At 32.3% G+C, this 17,927-nt stretch carries 13 protein-coding genes; 11 read left to right on the forward strand and 2 right to left on the reverse strand.

Features of this window, described 5'->3' with window-relative positions; all coding sequences use genetic code 11:
• The first annotated feature begins 471 nt into the window (after positions 1-471).
• The 4 genes from ACH0B5_RS15915 (at position 472) to ACH0B5_RS15930 (ending at position 3,283) form a co-directional block, all read left to right on the forward strand.
• Entirely contained in the window at positions 472-777 is a 306-nt protein-coding gene (locus ACH0B5_RS15915; RefSeq protein WP_406928105.1) for a hypothetical protein, read from the forward strand.
• 300 nt (positions 778-1,077) lie between these two features.
• Positions 1,078-1,350 carry a helix-turn-helix domain-containing protein gene (locus ACH0B5_RS15920; protein WP_406928106.1) on the forward strand — a complete coding sequence of 91 codons (273 nt, stop codon included), beginning with the start codon at positions 1,078-1,080 and terminating at the stop codon, positions 1,348-1,350.
• 253 nt (positions 1,351-1,603) lie between these two features.
• Complete coding sequence (locus tag ACH0B5_RS15925; RefSeq protein WP_406928107.1) at positions 1,604-2,650, forward strand: hypothetical protein; 1,047 nt, start codon at positions 1,604-1,606, stop codon at positions 2,648-2,650.
• Between the two features lie 30 nt (positions 2,651-2,680).
• Positions 2,681-3,283, forward strand: a complete 603-nt coding sequence (locus ACH0B5_RS15930) for a hypothetical protein (RefSeq protein WP_406928108.1) — start codon at positions 2,681-2,683, stop codon at positions 3,281-3,283.
• A gap of 124 nt (positions 3,284-3,407) precedes the next feature.
• Here ACH0B5_RS15930 and ACH0B5_RS15935 read toward each other — a convergent pair whose 3' ends face one another.
• Complete coding sequence (locus tag ACH0B5_RS15935; RefSeq protein WP_406928109.1) at positions 3,408-3,761, reverse strand: hypothetical protein; 354 nt, start codon at positions 3,759-3,761, stop codon at positions 3,408-3,410.
• Positions 3,762-4,285: 524 nt separating this feature from the next.
• On the opposite strand from ACH0B5_RS15935, the gene ACH0B5_RS15940 reads away from it, so the two are divergent.
• From ACH0B5_RS15940 to ACH0B5_RS15970, 7 genes are all read left to right on the forward strand, one after another.
• Positions 4,286-5,053 (forward strand): DUF2089 family protein, encoded by a 768-nt coding sequence (locus ACH0B5_RS15940; RefSeq protein WP_406928110.1) that lies wholly within the window; start codon positions 4,286-4,288, stop codon positions 5,051-5,053.
• An 11-nt stretch (positions 5,054-5,064) separates the two neighbouring features.
• Entirely contained in the window at positions 5,065-8,286 is a 3,222-nt protein-coding gene (locus ACH0B5_RS15945; RefSeq protein ID WP_406928111.1) for a helicase-related protein, read from the forward strand.
• Positions 8,287-8,910, forward strand: a complete 624-nt coding sequence (locus ACH0B5_RS15950; RefSeq protein ID WP_406928112.1) for a DUF4391 domain-containing protein — start codon at positions 8,287-8,289, stop codon at positions 8,908-8,910.
• Positions 8,911-8,912: 2 nt separating this feature from the next.
• Complete coding sequence (locus ACH0B5_RS15955; protein WP_406928113.1) at positions 8,913-10,913, forward strand: site-specific DNA-methyltransferase; 2,001 nt, start codon at positions 8,913-8,915, stop codon at positions 10,911-10,913.
• 13 nt (positions 10,914-10,926) lie between these two features.
• Positions 10,927-14,031, forward strand: a complete 3,105-nt coding sequence (locus ACH0B5_RS15960) for a type III restriction-modification system endonuclease (protein WP_406928114.1) — start codon at positions 10,927-10,929, stop codon at positions 14,029-14,031.
• A 300-nt stretch (positions 14,032-14,331) separates the two neighbouring features.
• Positions 14,332-15,273: a hypothetical protein gene (locus ACH0B5_RS15965; RefSeq protein ID WP_406928115.1), complete on the forward strand. Its 942-nt coding sequence runs from the start codon at positions 14,332-14,334 to the stop codon at positions 15,271-15,273.
• Positions 15,270-16,274 (forward strand): hypothetical protein, encoded by a 1,005-nt coding sequence (locus ACH0B5_RS15970; protein ID WP_406928116.1) that lies wholly within the window; start codon positions 15,270-15,272, stop codon positions 16,272-16,274. The genes ACH0B5_RS15965 and ACH0B5_RS15970 overlap by 4 nt, the downstream gene beginning before the upstream one ends.
• A gap of 408 nt (positions 16,275-16,682) precedes the next feature.
• Here ACH0B5_RS15970 and ACH0B5_RS15975 read toward each other — a convergent pair.
• Positions 16,683-17,927: IS1182 family transposase (locus tag ACH0B5_RS15975; RefSeq protein WP_406928117.1), on the reverse strand; the 1,245-nt coding region annotated here is incomplete at its 5' end.

Below are 17,927 nucleotides of genomic sequence, written 5' to 3' on the forward strand. Positions count from 1 at the left end.
AGTGTCTTTGTTTTTCTTCTAAAACGAAAAAGGTAGAAGACTGAAAATTCAGTTAAAATTTATGCGACATTAGTGATTTCGGACTTATTTCTCATAGGTGTGCTCAGTGTTTGTTTAGGATATGAATTGTCTTATTCAATCCAAAATTCTAGCACCATTTTATTGGATTGGTAGTTTTATACAATATACACTATTCACATCAAAACCATCATTAAAGCATGTAGAAGTTGCTGTAGCATCATATGAAGCTCTGTTAAAGGCGGAAAGAAATGCTAATAAAGTATAGTTCAGATCATTTTAAAAATGAATATTGACGTTTTTTGATAATTATTTTATGATAAAGACAAATAAATATTATAAACACTTTCAGATAAAACGCTCAGGCGTCAAGAATTATAAGATCTTATTGTCTTATAAATTGGCGAACTGGGCGTTTTTTTTGCGTTTAAAACGAAAGGGAGGAAAAATTGTATGAACTTAGTTGATTTGTTAGTAGCGAGGCAGAATGAAACGCCAGAACAAAGAACTGAGAGAATAAAACAAATGCAAAGAAGTAAGTGGAGGAAAGATGGTGCACTTCTACTGGAAAAGAGACTCCAATTGAATTTACCGAGAGCTTTTATTGCTCGAGAAACAAGAATTAATCCCAATCGACTACGGAGGTTGGAACAAGGTTTACCTGTCAAAGATGCTAAGATCATTTACCGCTCATATGAACTAGTGCTAGAAAATGTAGAGATGAAAAGAAAATTTATCAATATAGATTCGAATAACTAGGTGAAACAGTAAAAATTATTACTAATTTATAAAAACGAACAAAACATTGTTAAATCAGCGGTTGCAAAAATCACGTTGTATTCATAGTAAACCTTTATAAATAAAGACTTTATAAAGCATTGTTATTACAACGATTTAATTTATTATCGTTGATTCTGGTCCCTTTGATGGTGAGAAAGAAAAATATGATGGTAATACTATTTTGATGGGGTAATAATTGTGCTTTTTAAATTAAATTATTAAAAAGAGAGAAAATACTGGTAATAAGATTAGTAGGACTCAAAGAAAGGATCTGATTATATGAAATTTGATTACAGAAAGCTTCGTGAAGCAAGATTAAAAAGAGAATTAACTTTAGAAGACATGGCAAATCGAATGGGGATGGATGTCTCTGCCTATTGGAGATTAGAAACAGGAAATACAAAATTAAAAGCTGAGCAATTAATTGCTTTTATGGACTTTTTCCAGAAACCTTATTCTTATTTCTTTAAAGTTGATGATGGGTCTGCACGTACGGTTAAACTAATTGTAGAATCCTACCAGATAAGTTACAAACATTCTATCACTTTCTAAAAGAGCATCCAGGGATTATCAAGGATTGGGAACAACAATTGGCGTTACTTGAGGAAGAGCTAAATTTTAAAAGTTTGCTTAATAAATGAAAAATATTTTTAAAAAGGGCTAAATATAAAGGAAAGAAGAGGTAACAATTAAAGAATCAGGAGAAGACACACAAATTAACAACATAATATATGGTTTAAATACAGGCGTGCCATGGGCTTGAAGTGAGATGACTCTTTCCGGATATATTAATGGGGTGATAACTTTGATCCATACAATCGAATTAACCATAACTACAAATCGTAACAAGGCGAAAATAATTCTTTCAGATTATTATCAGTTCGAGGAAGTTCAACAAATAATTGCAAATACAAAAGGTAAAAAGGTCAGTATTCCAATACAGTATCCCGGGATAACGGATGTTTCCTTTTCACATATTGATAGAGACTATTATAGATTATATCTTATTATCGAACCACAGTCTTTGATTATTGGTAGAAGAACAATTGATGTATTTGATTGTTCCGATGAATCAATTTATAAGCTCAGGAACGCATTACCTGTTGCAATTAAAAATATATCCTCTACATTGCCAAGTGAAGAGAGATGGACGGTATCCCGCATTGACTATACTGTGAATCTACTTTCTGAGAATGTCGAAAAGTGTGTTTACTTAGCTAAAAAGGGAAGAGATCCATACCGTTATAAAGATACTATTAAGCTACCTGGTAGCTCTTATAGAAAATCAAAAACTGTTATTTTAAACTTTTATGACAAGCTAGATCATATTAGGAAAAACACTGGACCAACTTCTCCTAATGCATATTTAATGGAAGAAGCAAAGAATATTTTCCGCATAGAGATACAGTGTCTTGGCAATAAAAAACTAAGGCATATTAAAGATAAATATAAATTACCTACCAATGCAGATATCTATGACTACCTCCGTTCAGATATTGCAAAAGAAATTATATTTTATTACTACAAAAAAGTAATTGGAATGGGCGACTACTATTCTATGAGTGAAGCTATTAATAAGATTCAGAACACACCTTGGTCTAGGAGAAAACAGGAAAATATTATAAAGTGGTTGCGACTAATCGCTCACGCAAGAAGTATATCTAAAGCAAGAGAGCAATTTATAACAGGTACAGTCTTAAAAAATACAAATACTCTAGTTAAAGGTAGCCTAAACACTTTTGGAAATTACATTAAATCTTGTGAAGCAATAGATTTAAATCCGGTAACTATTCCGAAAGACTGGGAAATCAAATATATACCTAATCCAATTAAATCACTAAAAATTAGTTAGAAGAAAACCAAATAAATGAGGGGGAAAAGGATGTTTAATTATTTAAACGAAACTGACAAAGTTAATCTTAAAAAGAAGATTAGCTTTTGGCTAAGACAGTTTTTGATTGAGCCAGCTCATAGAGTACCTAATATCTATGAAGATGAATATTTAAATGCCTATGACAGACGTACAGCAGCTCAAATGTGTTACGACTATTTATTAGTTTCAGGTGAATTGAAGGAAACATATATGGAAGTTGATAAGAGAAAGTTAGTAAGCGACATTGCAAAATATATAGACTTACGTACACCATTTATTTATTATAAATTTATTGAAGGGTTAGAAGAATATAAGATTAGCAAACAATTTCTTGATCGGTTTACTTTTAAATATAAAACGAATAAGCGAAATGCTAAGCGAATTATTAATGAATCGAAAAGAGGACTTCTAATAAATAATAAGGAAAAATGGGTAAATTTAAAACCTTCTTCAGCTCAATTGAATTTTATTAAACGTGAATTAAAGAAACAGAAGAGACAGTTAGCTATTGATATCGAAGAAGTTAATAAATATCAAGCCCATCTATTGATTCCTTTTTTATCGGAGAAGCAAAATTACGATGAGGAAGAGATTAAAATACTTATAAAATAAGGTATCAGATTGAATAATTTTAAAGGAATTTTGTTCTCCCAATTTTCTATTATGTGCAATTCATCAATAGTGAAAGTGGGCAATAATTGCCCACTTTCAAAATAGACCTGACCTCATGTTCAAATTATACTTTTAATTTAACATCAAATGGTTCGATAATAATGATTAATTCATCTTCTGTGATCCCAAGATCTCTTTGCAATTCTGACTTTATAAAGTCTATCATTCCTTCATTGTATGTTTTTAGGAATATCCTCGCTAATTCTTTTCCAGCTTGATTATAAAAAACAATAGAATCATGAAGTTGGATATCGCGTACACCAACTAACGGATTACGTACTTTTTCATCATCAAATTTGATTGGATTCAAGGTGCTAATATAGCAATTGAAGCATGAATAGATTAATTTTTCCTCCTTTGTGCCGATATAGCACTCTTTGTTTTCAATTCTTTCTCCGCATAAATGACAATAATGCATTTACATCATTCCTTTCTGAATTTTTAACTGATAATCATTCCGAAAAAAAGTATTAGAAATTAATCACTTCCTTGTAAAATAGTAAAAATAAATAGTTTGCAATATTTATAAGATGAAAAAATAAAAATTAAAGAGAGGTATGAGAGGAAAGGCTACGGAAACGCTAGTAAATTTCTTCATCTATGCTAATAATTGCGGATAATAAACATCGAAGGAGTAAATATTTTACCCAAAGGGGTGCTGATAAATGAGGCGGTATAAAATGATATACCTGGGGCTCGAATTATTATTGCAATGAGTAAAGTTGTTACTAGGTAGAGCTAGAAAATTTTTATGAAATTTAAACCTCTATTAAGGAGTTAAATTTTTAGGAAATCTAGTAAGGGGGAAATCATAGAAATGAAAAATGAGCTTTTGGGATTATATTTATTAGCCACTTTGAAAAAAAGTAGTGTGTAAAAATATTAACCACTAGATTGACAATCATAATTACTTAAAATACGATGGAAATATGGAGGGTTCATATGGAAAAAGAATTAGTTTCTCATTGTCCAAGATGTAGTAATAATTTAATTGCTACACATCTGGTTTGTAAAGATTGTAATCTAGAACTAACTGGTAACTTTGGACTAAGTAAATTTGATTATCTTTCTAGTGATGAATTGGATTTTGTGTTAACTTTTTTGAAGTATCATGGAAGATTTAAAGCTATTCAGGAAGAAAAGGGAATGTCCTATCCTGCTGTTAAGAAAAAAATTACCGAGATTATTAAGAAATTAGGTGTTGAAGATCCTAGCAATCTAAAAGGGGCTGTAACTGAACCGGAATTAATTAGTTATTTGCAGATAAATACTAGTGATAGCCCTGTTGTTGCTAGAATTAAAGAAAAGCTTAATGCTTGTGGTGGAAGAACAACTATTCAACTTTTGCAGGGGGATAATTGCGATATTTGGTTTGATGCAAACGGGAAAGGTCTTGTTTCACCTAAAATTCCTCCAGCAAATCAATTGATTTGGGAAGCTTTTGATGCTGCAGTTGAGGTCGTGGTTAATAACGGAGGTAAAGCTGCAAAAGGTAATGCTCGCTCAGGAGCAAAACTTGGAAGTAATGAATTACCGTTAAATTCAGTAGAAGGTTATATTGCACATAAAGTACACAGTGTACAAAAAGGAGAGAGTGCTTTCGGACCTGGATTTGTAATTTCTGCTGTATTGGATTGGGCAGGCATTTGTAGAAATGAACGTGGTTTTTTATCTATTATTCCTGATTTTATTAAGGAGTTAAAAAAATAGGGGGAAAACAAATGGAAGTATTTAATAATACAACTAAAATTGTAAAAGATGATTTAGAAAAAGTTATTACTCCTAGAAGCAGGATTTCTATTGCTGCAGCATCCTTTTCTATATATGCATATGAAGAATTAAAAAAACAACTCAATAGTATAGAATCGTTACGTTTTATTTTTACGTCTCCTACATTTGTTGCGGAAAAAATCCCTAAGGAAAAGCGTGAGTTTTATATTCCTAGATTAAATAGGGAAAGAAGTATTTATGGAACAGAATTTGAAGTGAAGTTGAGGAACGAACTTACTCAGAAAGCTATTGCACGAGAATGTGCAGATTGGATTCGAAATAAAGTTATCTTTAAGTCAAATGCTACAAATGATAGCATGGGTGGATTCTTAAATGTGCAAACAGATAATCAAGATTATACATATATGCCTATAAACGGTTTTACAACAGTTGATATTGGTTGTGAACGAGGAAACAATATTTACAACATGGTAAATAAATTTGAAGCCCCGTTTAGTCAGGAGTATATTAGACTGTTCGAATCAATATGGAAAGACGATGAACGACTCCAAGATGTAACAGAAGAGGTAATTGAATATATATCAGCAGTTTACCAAGAAAATTCTCCAGAGCTGCTCTATTTTATAACCTTATATAATATCTTTAGTGAGTTTCTAGAAGATATATCTGAAGATGTCCTCCCAAATGAAGCTACGGGGTTTAAAGATAGTGTTATCTGGAATAAACTTTATAATTTCCAGAAAGATGCTGCTTTAGCAATAATCAATAAGCTTGAACAATATAATGGGTGTATTTTGGCGGATAGTGTGGGTCTAGGAAAGACTTTTACATCCTTAGCAGTAATAAAGTACTATGAAAACCGAAATAAAAACGTTCTTGTTCTATGCCCGAAAAAATTAAAAGACAATTGGATGACATTTCGTGGAAATTTAATAAATAACCCGTTAGCAAAAGACCGTCTACGCTATGATATTCTTTTTCATACTGACTTATCACGCGAACGTGGTAACTCTGTAATGGGTTTACCATTAGATCGAATAAATTGGGGAAATTACGACCTAGTAGTAATTGATGAATCCCATAATTTTCGAAATGGCGGTGCAATGTCAGGAGAAGATGGCGAAAAAGAAAATCGGTATTTGAAATTATTAAATAAAGTAATCCGTCCAGGTGTTAAGACAAAGGTATTAATGCTTTCAGCTACACCAGTAAACAATCGTTTTAATGATTTGCGAAATCAATTAGCCTTAGCTTATGAAGGCCGTCCAGAATTAATTAATGAAAAATTGAATACAAAAACAGATATTAATACGATTTTTCGTCAAGCTCAAAAGGTGTATAACTCTTGGAGTAAACAGCCAGCAGAACTTCGAACTACAGAGTCCTTGCTTAAACAATTAGACTTTGATTTTTTTGAAGTACTGGATAGTGTTACCATTGCTCGTTCAAGAAAGCAGATTCAAAGATATTATGATACTTCTGAAATTGGTAGTTTTCCTGAACGGAAAAAACCAATTTCCCTTCGTCCAAAGCTTACTACTCTTGATAATGCAATAAACTACGAGCAAGTATATGAACAACTAATGCAATTGAATTTATCCATATATACACCAACGAATTATATTTTTCCTAGCAAGTTAGATAAGTACATTGACATGGAATCGGATCAAAGTAATCGGTTAACTCAAACTGGGCGTGAAGAAGGTATCCGCCGATTAATGAGTATTAACTTACTTAAACGAATGGAAAGTTCAGTTCATTCTTTCAAATTAACTGTTAAGCGTATCTACACTCAAATAAAGGAGACAGTTGATACAATAGACAGATATCAGTCGGATAATGATATTGGACTCAAGGATATTAGAGATTTTGAGGATCTTGATTTAGATGATCAGAATATTGACGTATTTAACGTTGGTAAAAAGTTTAAAATTGATATCAGTGACATGGATTACCTATCGTGGAAAAGAGATTTAATAGCTGATTTAGAAGTTCTTGAACTGCTAATACTAATGATTGAAGATATCAGACCAGAATTTGATTATAAGTTAAATGAATTAGTAGATGTAATAGAAAAGAAAATCAAGAATCCTATAAACCCAGGTAATAAAAAAATTCTTATTTTTACGGCATTCGCAGATACAGCTGAGTATTTATATGAAAATATAGGATATTTTGTCAAAGATAGATTTGGGTTAGAAAGTGCATTAATAACTGGTTCAGAAAATAAAACAACGATTCCAAAATTCTCGAATGACATGAATACAATTTTAACTTGTTTTTCTCCAATTTCAAAAGATAAAAATGTGGTCATGCCAAATGATAAAAGTAATATTGACATCTTAATTGCAACTGATTGCATTTCTGAAGGTCAAAATCTCCAAGACTGTGATTACTGTATAAATTATGATATCCATTGGAACCCAGTTAGAATCATTCAACGTTTTGGACGTGTAGACCGTATTGGAAGTAAAAATGAAGTAATTCAACTAGTAAATTTTTGGCCAGATTTGGCGTTGGATGATTATATCAATTTAAAAAATCGTGTGGAAGCCAGAATGAGAATATCTGTAATGACATCCACTGGAGACGATGATTATATAAATCAAAATGAAAATGGAGATCTTGCATATCGCAGACAGCAACTTGAAAAACTTCAGAATGAAGTTGTTGATTTAGAGGAAATGACTAGCGGGATATCCATTATGGATCTAGGACTTAACGAATTCCGAATGGATTTACTTGCGTATTTAAAGGAGCATCCAAATTTGGATCGAACCCCTTTCGGTATACATGCGGTAGTACGTGGTGAAAAACCAGGTGTAATTTTTGTACTTAAAAATACAAATGAAGAATTAGACACTAGAAAAAATCGTCTCCAACCATTTTACTTAGTTTATATTAGTGAAGATGGAGAAGTGATTAATACCCATATGGAGCCTAAAGTAATATTGGATACTATGCGGCACCTCTCCAGAGGAAAAAAACAGCCTGATATGGAACTCTGTCGAATCTTTAACAACGAAACAAGAGACGGAAGAAATATGGAGCGGATATCAAATTTATTACAGGATGTTATCTCCTCTATTATTACAGTTCATGAAGAAAATGATCTTGATAGCTTTTTTGGAGAAGGGGAAACAAGCTTTTTAACAACTAACATATCAGGATTAGATGATTTTGAACTAATTTGCTTTATGGTGGTGATATGAGTGTTAGATTTTCCTAGTAAAGCTGCTGTAGGCAGGATTATGCCAAAAGAGGCTTTTTATAAACGATTAGTACTTAGCAGCGATTTCCGCAACAAGTTTGTGTCGGATATCAAGCGGATTACTATGGAATATAAACTTTCACCAGACACATTAAATGTCGGAAATGCTGGAGAAATATCAGAAATCCTAGTTCTTTCAATTGAATTGAAAAAGAAAGAAGTTGACTATAGGATAATAGAAAATATAGCAAAGCAAAATGCACATAAACTACTGTTTTTGTTGAAATACGGAGATGAAGGGCAATTAGCTCTTTACTACAATAAATTGTACAAAACAAATTGGACCCTATTTTCAGAAATTAATTTAGTAACAAATGGACTTAATATAGGTGATATCTGGGAAGGGTATATAGATCAAATCGCTATACAAGAAGGAATTACAAAAAATGAAGACCTTTCAGTAGATGAAAAGCTTTTGAAACAAGAAGTCATTCTAAATCTACAAAAGGAAATTGATAAGTTAGAAAAACGTTCCCGTAAGGAAAAACAGCCTAAAAAGAGATTTGAGCTATTTACACAACTACAGATAATGAAGAAGAAATTAGATGAAGAAAAAGGTGAATAAATTTGGAAAAATTGAAAATGCATTCCGTGAATAATGTAGAAGAAAATATTAATAAAATAGCCGAACTTTTTCCTAATACTATTACTGAGGTTATAAAAGGTTATCGTAAGGATGGTTCAGCAATTATTGAACATGCAATTGATTTCGATGTTTTACGTCAGGAACTCTCAGATATCGTGATAGAGGGACAAGAGGAAAGATATCAATTTACATGGCCAGATAAGAAAAAATCTATTTTACTTGCTAATGCACCAATTGCAAAGACGTTAAGACCTTCTCGTGAGGATAGTGTGAATTTTGACAGTACAGAAAATATATATATAGAGGGTGATAATCTAGATGTTTTAAAATTATTACAAGAAACTTATCTTGGAGAAGTAAAAATGATTTACATAGACCCTCCATATAATACAGGAACAAATTTTATATATGAAGATGATTTTACTCAGACTAAGGATCAATATTTAACTGAAAGTGGCCAATTTGATCTTGAAGGAAATCGGCTATACCAAAATCTAGAGAGTAATGGAAGATTTCATACTGATTGGCTGAATATGATATATCCCCGATTAAAATTAGCAAAAGATTTGTTAACTGAAGATGGAGTTATTTTTATTAGTATTGATGACCATGAAGTAGACAGCATGAAAAAAATTTGTTCTGAAATTTACGGTGCACAAAATTTCATTGCTACTCTTATCTGGGATAAAAATCATAGTGCTCAAGCAGGTATTTATAAAGCATATCATGAGTATGTTCTTGTTTTTTGTAAAAATATAAATGCTTTAGGAACTCCTAAATCATTAGATAATAATCTATTTGAGGCAGGAGCTATGAAAAAACCATCTGGTCGACATTCAATGCAGGAATTTAAATTTCCGAAAGGTACACGTTTTGACGCACCACATGGATTTGAATTAAAGGGTGAGTGGGGTGGATTAGAAAAAGTCATTTTAGTTGAAGGAAGAATGATTTCGGAAAATGGTTTTCTTAAGGAGGATGTTACTTTAAGAGCGGCATTCACACAAGCAAACCAAATGAAACAGTATTTTTACGGTGATAAAGAATCTCTAATTGATTCTCGTGGACAAAAAATTGTTGAATTTTACTTTAGTTCTACAGGTAAAATTAAAGTTATTAAAGAAAGGGGAGTAGAGACACCTCAAACTACTTTGAAATTTGGCGCACAAGGTCCAGTATCTAAAGAGTTAGCAAATCTTTTTGGTTTAGAAGATTCTCCGTTTGATTCCCCAAAGCCTGTTAATATGATTTATGATTTTGTTGCAAGATTCACAGACCCTGGTGATATTATTTTGGACTTTTTCTCAGGTTCTGCAACTACAGCACATGCAATATTAAAGTTAAATGCTGAAAATGTAAATAATCAAAGAAAATATATTTTAGTTCAAATACCCGAGAACTTAGATGAAAGTTTAAAAAAAGCTTCCAAAGATGGTAGAAAGACACTAGAGACTGCGATATCATTTTTGGATAAAAATAATAAACCGCGTTTAATAACTGAAATTGGTAAAGAAAGAATAAGACGTGCAAGTAAAAAAATATTAGAAGAAATTCCGGAAGCTAAAGGTAAATTGGATATAGGTTTCCGTGTACTAAAAGTTGATTCTACTAATATGGAGGATGTTTATTACAACCCTGCTGATTATTCACAGGATTTGATCCTGAAACTCGAAGATAATATCAAGCCTGATCGTTCCCCTGAGGATCTACTATTTCAAGTTATGTTGGATTTGGGAATTCTTCTTTCTAGTAAGATTGAGAAATTTATAATAGAAGATAAACAAGTATTTAATATTGCGGATGGTTATTTAATTGCTTGTTTCGATAATAATATAAACAGTGAGGTTATTACTGAAATTGCTAAAAAACAGCCATATTATGCTGTATTCCGTGACAGCAGCCTTGCAAATGATAGTGTGGTAACTAACTTTGAACAAATCTTTGAGACATATAGTCCTACTACAGTAAGAAAGGTACTGTGAGGGAGGTGTCATGATGAAGTTTAAATTTAAAGTACAACAATATCAAACTGATGCAGTTAAAAGTGTAGTAAACATTTTTGAAGGACAACCTTTTTTTAATCAAGTCAAGTATGTTAGGGATTTAGGGATAAAAAGAAACGAACAGAATCAACAATTAGGTTTCTTCGATGATCAAGATTTTCAAGAAGATGATGTATCGACCGGTTTCAAAAATGCAGATCTAATTTTACCAAAAGAACAACTACTATTAAATGTTCGTAATATGCAAGCAAGAAATAATATTAAGCAGTCAGAAAGTTTAGTCGGACATTTGGGTGCGTGCAGTCTAGATGTTGAAATGGAAACTGGTACTGGAAAAACCTATGTATATATAAAAACAATTTTTGAATTAAATAAGAAGTATGGATGGAATAAATTTATTATTGTTGTTCCATCAATTGCCATTCGTGAAGGTGTTAAAAAGTCATTCGAAATGACGCAAGAACATTTCATGGAACATTACGGAAAAAAAGCAAGATTTTTTATTTATAATAGTAAAAATCTAACCGATATTGATAATTTTAGTGCAAGTGCTGGAATTAATGTAATGATTATTAATATTCAAGCTTTTAATACCACCATGAAAGAAGGGGGAAGGAGTAAAGAAGCAAGGCGAATTTATGAAAAATTAGATGAATTTGGAAGCCGTAGACCAATTGATGTAATTAAGGCTAATAGACCAATCCTAATCCTAGATGAACCTCAAAAGATGGGTGGTGCAAAAACACAGAAGGCGTTAGCAAATTTCAACCCTTTATTTTGTCTAAATTATTCTGCCACACATACTCAGCAACATAATCTAGTATATGTATTAGATGCGGTAGATGCTTATAATAAGCGTTTGGTTAAAAAGATTGAAGTTAAAGGTTTTGAGTTGAAAAATCTAAGAGGAACTGATAAATATTTATTCCTAGAAAATATAATCATTTCACCAAAAAAACCTCCAATGGCAAAAATTGAATTGGAGATAAAATATCAAAAATCAATAAATCGTGAATCGCGAATTTTAGGTGTAGGTGATGATCTATATATCGAATCAAATAATATGGAGCAGTATAAGGGGTATTTCATAAATGAAATAGACCCTATAAGAGGTACTGTAACCTTTACAAATGGTGAGGTAATATCACGTGGTGAGGTTGTAGGTGATGTGTCTGAAAAAGATATGCGTCGGGTTCAGATTAGAGAGACAATTAAATCTCATTTTGAAAAAGAAAAGCATTTATTTGAATTAGGAATAAAAACATTATCCTTGTTCTTTATTGATGAAGTAGCAAAATATCGTGTTTACAATGAGGCAGGGGAAGAGGTTAACTCTGAGTACGGTGAGATGTTTGAACAGGAGTATATTAATATTCTTAATGACTATATAACACTAGAGGATACTCCATATAGCCGATATCTTAACAGTATAGATCCAAAATCAACTCATGCAGGTTACTTCAGTATAGATAAAAAGGGTCGTAAAATTGACAGCCCTACTAAACGAGGAAGCGATGAAAGTGATGATATTTCTGCATACGACTTAATTCTAAAAAATAAAGAACGACTCCTAAGTTTTGATGAACCTGTTCGTTTTATATTTTCTCACTCAGCTCTACGAGAAGGATGGGACAACCCAAATGTGTTTCAAATATGTACATTAAAACATGGTGGCATAAGCCCAACTCAAAAGAGGCAGGAAGTTGGTCGAGGCTTGCGACTTTGTGTTAATCAAAATGGTGAACGAATGGATTTTGAAGCTCTTGGTGAGTCAGTTCATTCAATAAACGTACTGACTGTTATTGCTAGTGAAGGTTATAAAAACTTTGTTGCGGATTTACAGACAGGAATAAAAGAAGCATTATATGATCGCCCATCAAAAGCAACACCAGAATATTTTACAGGAAAGACCATCATGGTTGGAGAACAACCTTTTGTATTAAGTGTTAAAGAAGCAAAAGATATCTATCGCTATTTGATAAGGAACGATTATATTGATGACAATGATAATGTAACTGATTCATATAGGGTTGATTTGGAAAACAACAGTTTAGTTCCTCTACCGTCCAATCTGCAGTCCATTGGTGAAGGTGTACATACATTGATTCAGAGTGTATTCGATGAAAGTGTTCTAGAAAGAATGATCGATAATGGTAATGAAACTAAAATACCTGAGAATTCATTAAATGAGAATTTTTATAAGAAGGAATTCCAAACTTTATGGGGTTATATAAATCACCAATATGCATATACAGTTGAATTTGATAGTGAAGAGTTAATTAAAAAGGCAATTAAGAGTATAAATGATAACTTGCACGTTACTCAATTAAAATATACAGTTACAACTGGAAAGCAAACAATAGATTTAGATGAGCATTCCATCAATCGTGGGGACAGTTTTGTAGAGGAAAATACAAAAACGGAAACATTAAGAAATTCAGCCACTAGCCAAATTACTTATGATTTAGTCGGTAAAATTGCTGAAGGTACAAAACTAACTCGACGCACTGTAGTAGCTATTTTATCTGGATTAGAGAACTACAAATTCGCCATGTTTAAACAAAATCCAGAAGAGTTTATTACCAAAGTAACCCGATTAATTAAAGAACAAAAAGCTACCATGATTGTAGAACATATATCATATGATCAAATCGAAAGACAATATGATAGCAGTATTTTTACAGCAGAAAAAGGTGCTATCGATTTAAAGAAAGCGTTTCGTGCTAAAAAGCATGTTCAAGATTATGTTGTAACGGACGGATTAGCAGAAAAAAGTGTAGAAAGACGTTTCGCCGAAGATATGGAAAAAGCAGAGGAAGTATGTGTGTATGCAAAATTACCAAGAGGTTTTGCTATTCCAACGCCAGTAGGTAATTATTCACCAGACTGGGCAATAGCCTTCAATGAAGGAAGTGTAAAACACATATTCTTTATAGCTGAAACGAAAGGAACAATGGAGAGTATGAACCTCCGCCCAATTGAACAAGCAAAGATAGCCTGTGCCAAGAAGCTTTTTAATGAAATATCAACAAGTAAGGTCAAATATCATGATGTTAATAGCTATCAAAGCTTGCTTGATATTATGGGGAAGCTTTAAGATTTGGTATGTATTTTTGAATAGCAGGTGGGTATTTATTCACCTGCTTTATATTAGAACTTTTGATTATGTAAGCGTTTGTATTTTTTCTTGTATAATATACTATTTATCTTGTGGGGAAGTATATGAAAATTACTAGAATAAAAGTCAGTTATCTAGAAAATAACATTGAAACTCAACCAGACAGATGGAGAAATGACTTGTTTCCGAAAGCATATTCCAAATAATCAAATGTAAATAAAGCCACTTACATTCAATACGTAGAATGCAATACTATATTATTAATTTAAGGAGGAAGAAATGAATATATCTGAATTAAAAGAAGTATTATTAAATAATGTTCCTGTAGATGTAATTAAATTTATTGCGCGGGAACATCAACTTACATATTCCGGATCAAACAAAGGCGAAGTTGTTGAAGATTTAATTAGAGATGCTCAAACAAACGATAAAGTTGAAATATTAAGGAGTATAGCCTCACAATATCAATTTGCAGGTAGAACATCTATAGATTGGTATGAATCTGATGAAGACATAGAATTTCGTAGATGTGAAGAAACAATAATAGAAAAATACTCAACCGATATATTTGTATTCGGTCGTGTTAGACCAGAGTTAGATAAAGATCCTAAACTGATTTATGTAAATGCTGATGAGGAGGAGCAGCAAATTTTACTAATGTTTGCTTATAATGGCCCGATTCGACGTATATTAGTAGATTACGAACCTCGTGTCGATAATCCTACATATTTTGATTATGTCATTATTAAGTTTAATCCTTTTACTGTTGAATCAAGGGCAAGCTTCAATATGAGTAAAAAGCTTATAAATTCATGTAAAGACATTTTGAGTCTTGACGAGGTACAATTGTCGAGAGTTGAGATTATTGGAGATGACCAGATTAGTATTTTAAAAACCAAATTAGGTGCTGAATTACAATTAGCAAGACATCAGAGCTTAGTTGGAGATTACGATTGGATTGAGGTTTTAGCAGACCCAGAAACTGGTGATCTTTCCCAATCAGAACACTATCTTCAAGAATTAGCAACATCACCAAGCAAAAGAAAAATTTTTGTTTTTGAGTTTAACTATAGTTTTGGATACTCTGAGAAGGTTACATTAGAGGTAAATACAGAAAATGGACGCTTTTGGTTTAGGTCTGCCGTAGGGGAGGAAGCCATTAGATATGTATTACAAAAAGTAAGGGAAACAGTAAATTCAGAGGGGAGTTTAATCACATGAATAAGTTTAAAGTCAACTCGATAGTAGAAGAGTTTATTGATTCTATTGCTTTACAAAATATAAGGAGACTAAGTCCTATATATGTTGCTAATCAGCTAAACATAACAGATGTAGATTTGGTTTTTGATGCATTAATGAGGCTTGCAGATTATAAATTGAGGGTAAAGTATGAAATTCAATGTGTAGAATGCGGCAGTGGAGATTTTGTATTATATGATAGAAATAATTTAAATAAAGAACTAAAAGAATGCAGGTTCTGTCATAATAATTATATACCAGACCAGGATAAAGTTTGGATAACCTTTGATATTACTCCAGATTTTAAGGATTCATTAAAAGAGAGTTCTGCGACATATGGTGGTGAAAGTAAGAGTTTTTTTGACTATGCGGGCTACTCGATAAAAGAGGACCGCCAAAATCCAGTATTCTCACGTAGAGAAGATTTTTACAGTAATTGGTCGATTAATATAGAAAGATACAAAGAGTTGCTAACCGAAGTGAAAATTGCACCCATGTTAAAACAACAAGGTAAAATAACAAATAGACAACAAGGTGACACTTTGGAGAATCTTATTAAGTTCTTATTTGATGGATCACCTACTTTTTTCGACTATAAAGGAAAAGTTGTAACTGCAACAAGTGAAATTGATGGTTGTACTGAAGTTTTAACTAATGAAGGGTTTCTAAGGAACTGGCCACCTTACAATTTGAACGAGTGTAAAAACTGGATGAGTGCTGTTGATAAAGATTCTGTAGAAGCTTTTATTGGTAAAATTAGACGAGCTATGCAACATACAGGAATTATATTTTCTCGATTTGGTATTACTGGTGAGGATTCAGATCAACGAAGAGCTGCGAAATCATTGATATATTCAGCTGCAACAGAAGGAATTATTACAATGATATTTACTTTAAAGGATTTGGAAAGGATACAAGAAGGAGAAAACTTTTTAAATCTGTTAGCAGAAAAGTATAAAAACACAGTTTTTATAAATGCTTAATTTATAATAAAAGTAGAGTAGATACCAATTATTAAAAATCAGGAATTGTAGTGAGGAGAGAGGATTTAAAGATTATTAAGATAATTAATGTCTTAGGAGTGGTTTAAAAGCCACTCATTTTTAACTTATTTACCCTAAAAACCGGTACGGTGAATGGAAAAACACAAAAATGTACGAAACATATTAATAATAATTATTTTTTCACAAATTTTACACGAGGTCAATAAAAACCTTATTAAATCAATACCTTTAGACCTATTTCGACCCCGACCACCGGTATCATACTGCTACTGAGAAAGCAGTAAAAGTAGAGGCTGGGACATAACTAGCTTCAAATAGTGAGAAAGGTGAATTTGAGGAAACTCAAATTCACCTTTCTCTATTTTTGTATGTAAATTCTTTTTTTCTTTAGTTAATGGCCGTGAATTTTCTTAAATTCACAGCCATTAATGCGAGGCCCATTTCGTTTTCTACCTTCGATTTTCCTCGTACAGAAAATCGAGTGAAACGCAAATTAGCCTTCAAGAATCCAAAAACTGGTTCCACATCGATTTTACGTCTTCGATAAATGGCACTTGTTTTCTCTTCTGAAAGCTTCACTCTTACATATTCTTTTTGCTGTTCCCATTCTTCATTCACCAGTAGTTTTCGATTGTTGCCTTCTTTTGCTTTGGTACACGATAAACGGAATGGGCATCCCGAACAGTTTTCACACTCGTAAATTTTAAGCTTCCGTTGGAAGCCTGTACGGTCATTACGGACAGAATAATATTGAAATTCAAGACGTTTTTGATTAGGACATGTATATGTATCGGTTTCTTCATCATACGTCCAGTTGTCGGGATTAAATCTGTTTTGTTTATACTTTTTCTTTTGTTCTTTCAAATACATACTGTACGTAATAAGAGCTTCTCGTTTTCTGTTCGAAAGGATATCATGAAAGTTTTGTTCACTACCGTAACCTGCATCTGCGACAATGTGTTTTGGTAACTCAAAATAATGCTGCTCGATCTCATCTAGAAATGGAATTAACGTACGTGTATCTGTTGGATTTGTATATATACTATAGGCAAGCGTATATTGACCTTCCGTTGCGATTTGTACATTATATCCAGCTTTTAATTGTCCGTTTTTCATATAATCATCTTTCATTCGCATAAACGTCGCATCTGGATCTGTTTTAGAATAGCTATTGCGTGTACCGAAGATTTCAAAGTCTCTTTCGTATTTTTGTTTACGTAGGACAAAATCAATCAACTGCTTGCGCACTTGTTTCGGGTATTTCCGTTCATTTCTTAAGGCTTTTCGTTCTGGAACATCTGATGATGTTTCAATTTGTTTATCATACTCAGTTACGACATCGTCCACTTTTTGAACCAATTGAGCGAGCTCTTCCAATGTTAACTGTTCATCGCTTTCACGTTGAATTTCAGGTATGATTTCACTCTCTAGTAACTCATTGTATAGCTGGTTTGACTTTTCAATTAAACTTTGATGATATTTTTCAATGGTTTTCTTCCAAACAAACGTAAATTTATTCGCATTCGCTTCAATTTTTGTACCATCGATAAAAATTGCTTCTTGATCAATAAGCTTTTCTTCAATCAATTGGCAACGGAATTGAACGAAACATTGACGAATTAAATCTTTCAC

The sequence above is a fragment of the Ureibacillus sp. 179-F W5.1 NHS genome, from assembly GCF_045369345.1.
GTDB lineage: Bacteria > Bacillota > Bacilli > Bacillales_A > Planococcaceae > Ureibacillus > Ureibacillus halotolerans.

Coding starts and splice junctions, on each gene's coding strand:
- ACH0B5_RS15965 (WP_406928115.1), top strand. CDS start 14,332: ATGAATATATCTGAATTAAAAGAAGTATTATTAAATAATGTTCCTGTA.
- ACH0B5_RS15960 (WP_406928114.1), top strand. CDS start 10,927: ATGAAGTTTAAATTTAAAGTACAACAATATCAAACTGATGCAGTTAAA.
- ACH0B5_RS15940 (WP_406928110.1), top strand. CDS start 4,286: ATGGAAAAAGAATTAGTTTCTCATTGTCCAAGATGTAGTAATAATTTA.
- ACH0B5_RS15915 (WP_406928105.1), top strand. CDS start 472: ATGAACTTAGTTGATTTGTTAGTAGCGAGGCAGAATGAAACGCCAGAA.
- ACH0B5_RS15970 (WP_406928116.1), top strand. CDS start 15,270: ATGAATAAGTTTAAAGTCAACTCGATAGTAGAAGAGTTTATTGATTCT.
- ACH0B5_RS15930 (WP_406928108.1), top strand. CDS start 2,681: ATGTTTAATTATTTAAACGAAACTGACAAAGTTAATCTTAAAAAGAAG.
- ACH0B5_RS15935 (WP_406928109.1), bottom strand. CDS start 3,761: ATGCATTATTGTCATTTATGCGGAGAAAGAATTGAAAACAAAGAGTGC.
- ACH0B5_RS15945 (WP_406928111.1), top strand. CDS start 5,065: ATGGAAGTATTTAATAATACAACTAAAATTGTAAAAGATGATTTAGAA.
- ACH0B5_RS15920 (WP_406928106.1), top strand. CDS start 1,078: ATGAAATTTGATTACAGAAAGCTTCGTGAAGCAAGATTAAAAAGAGAA.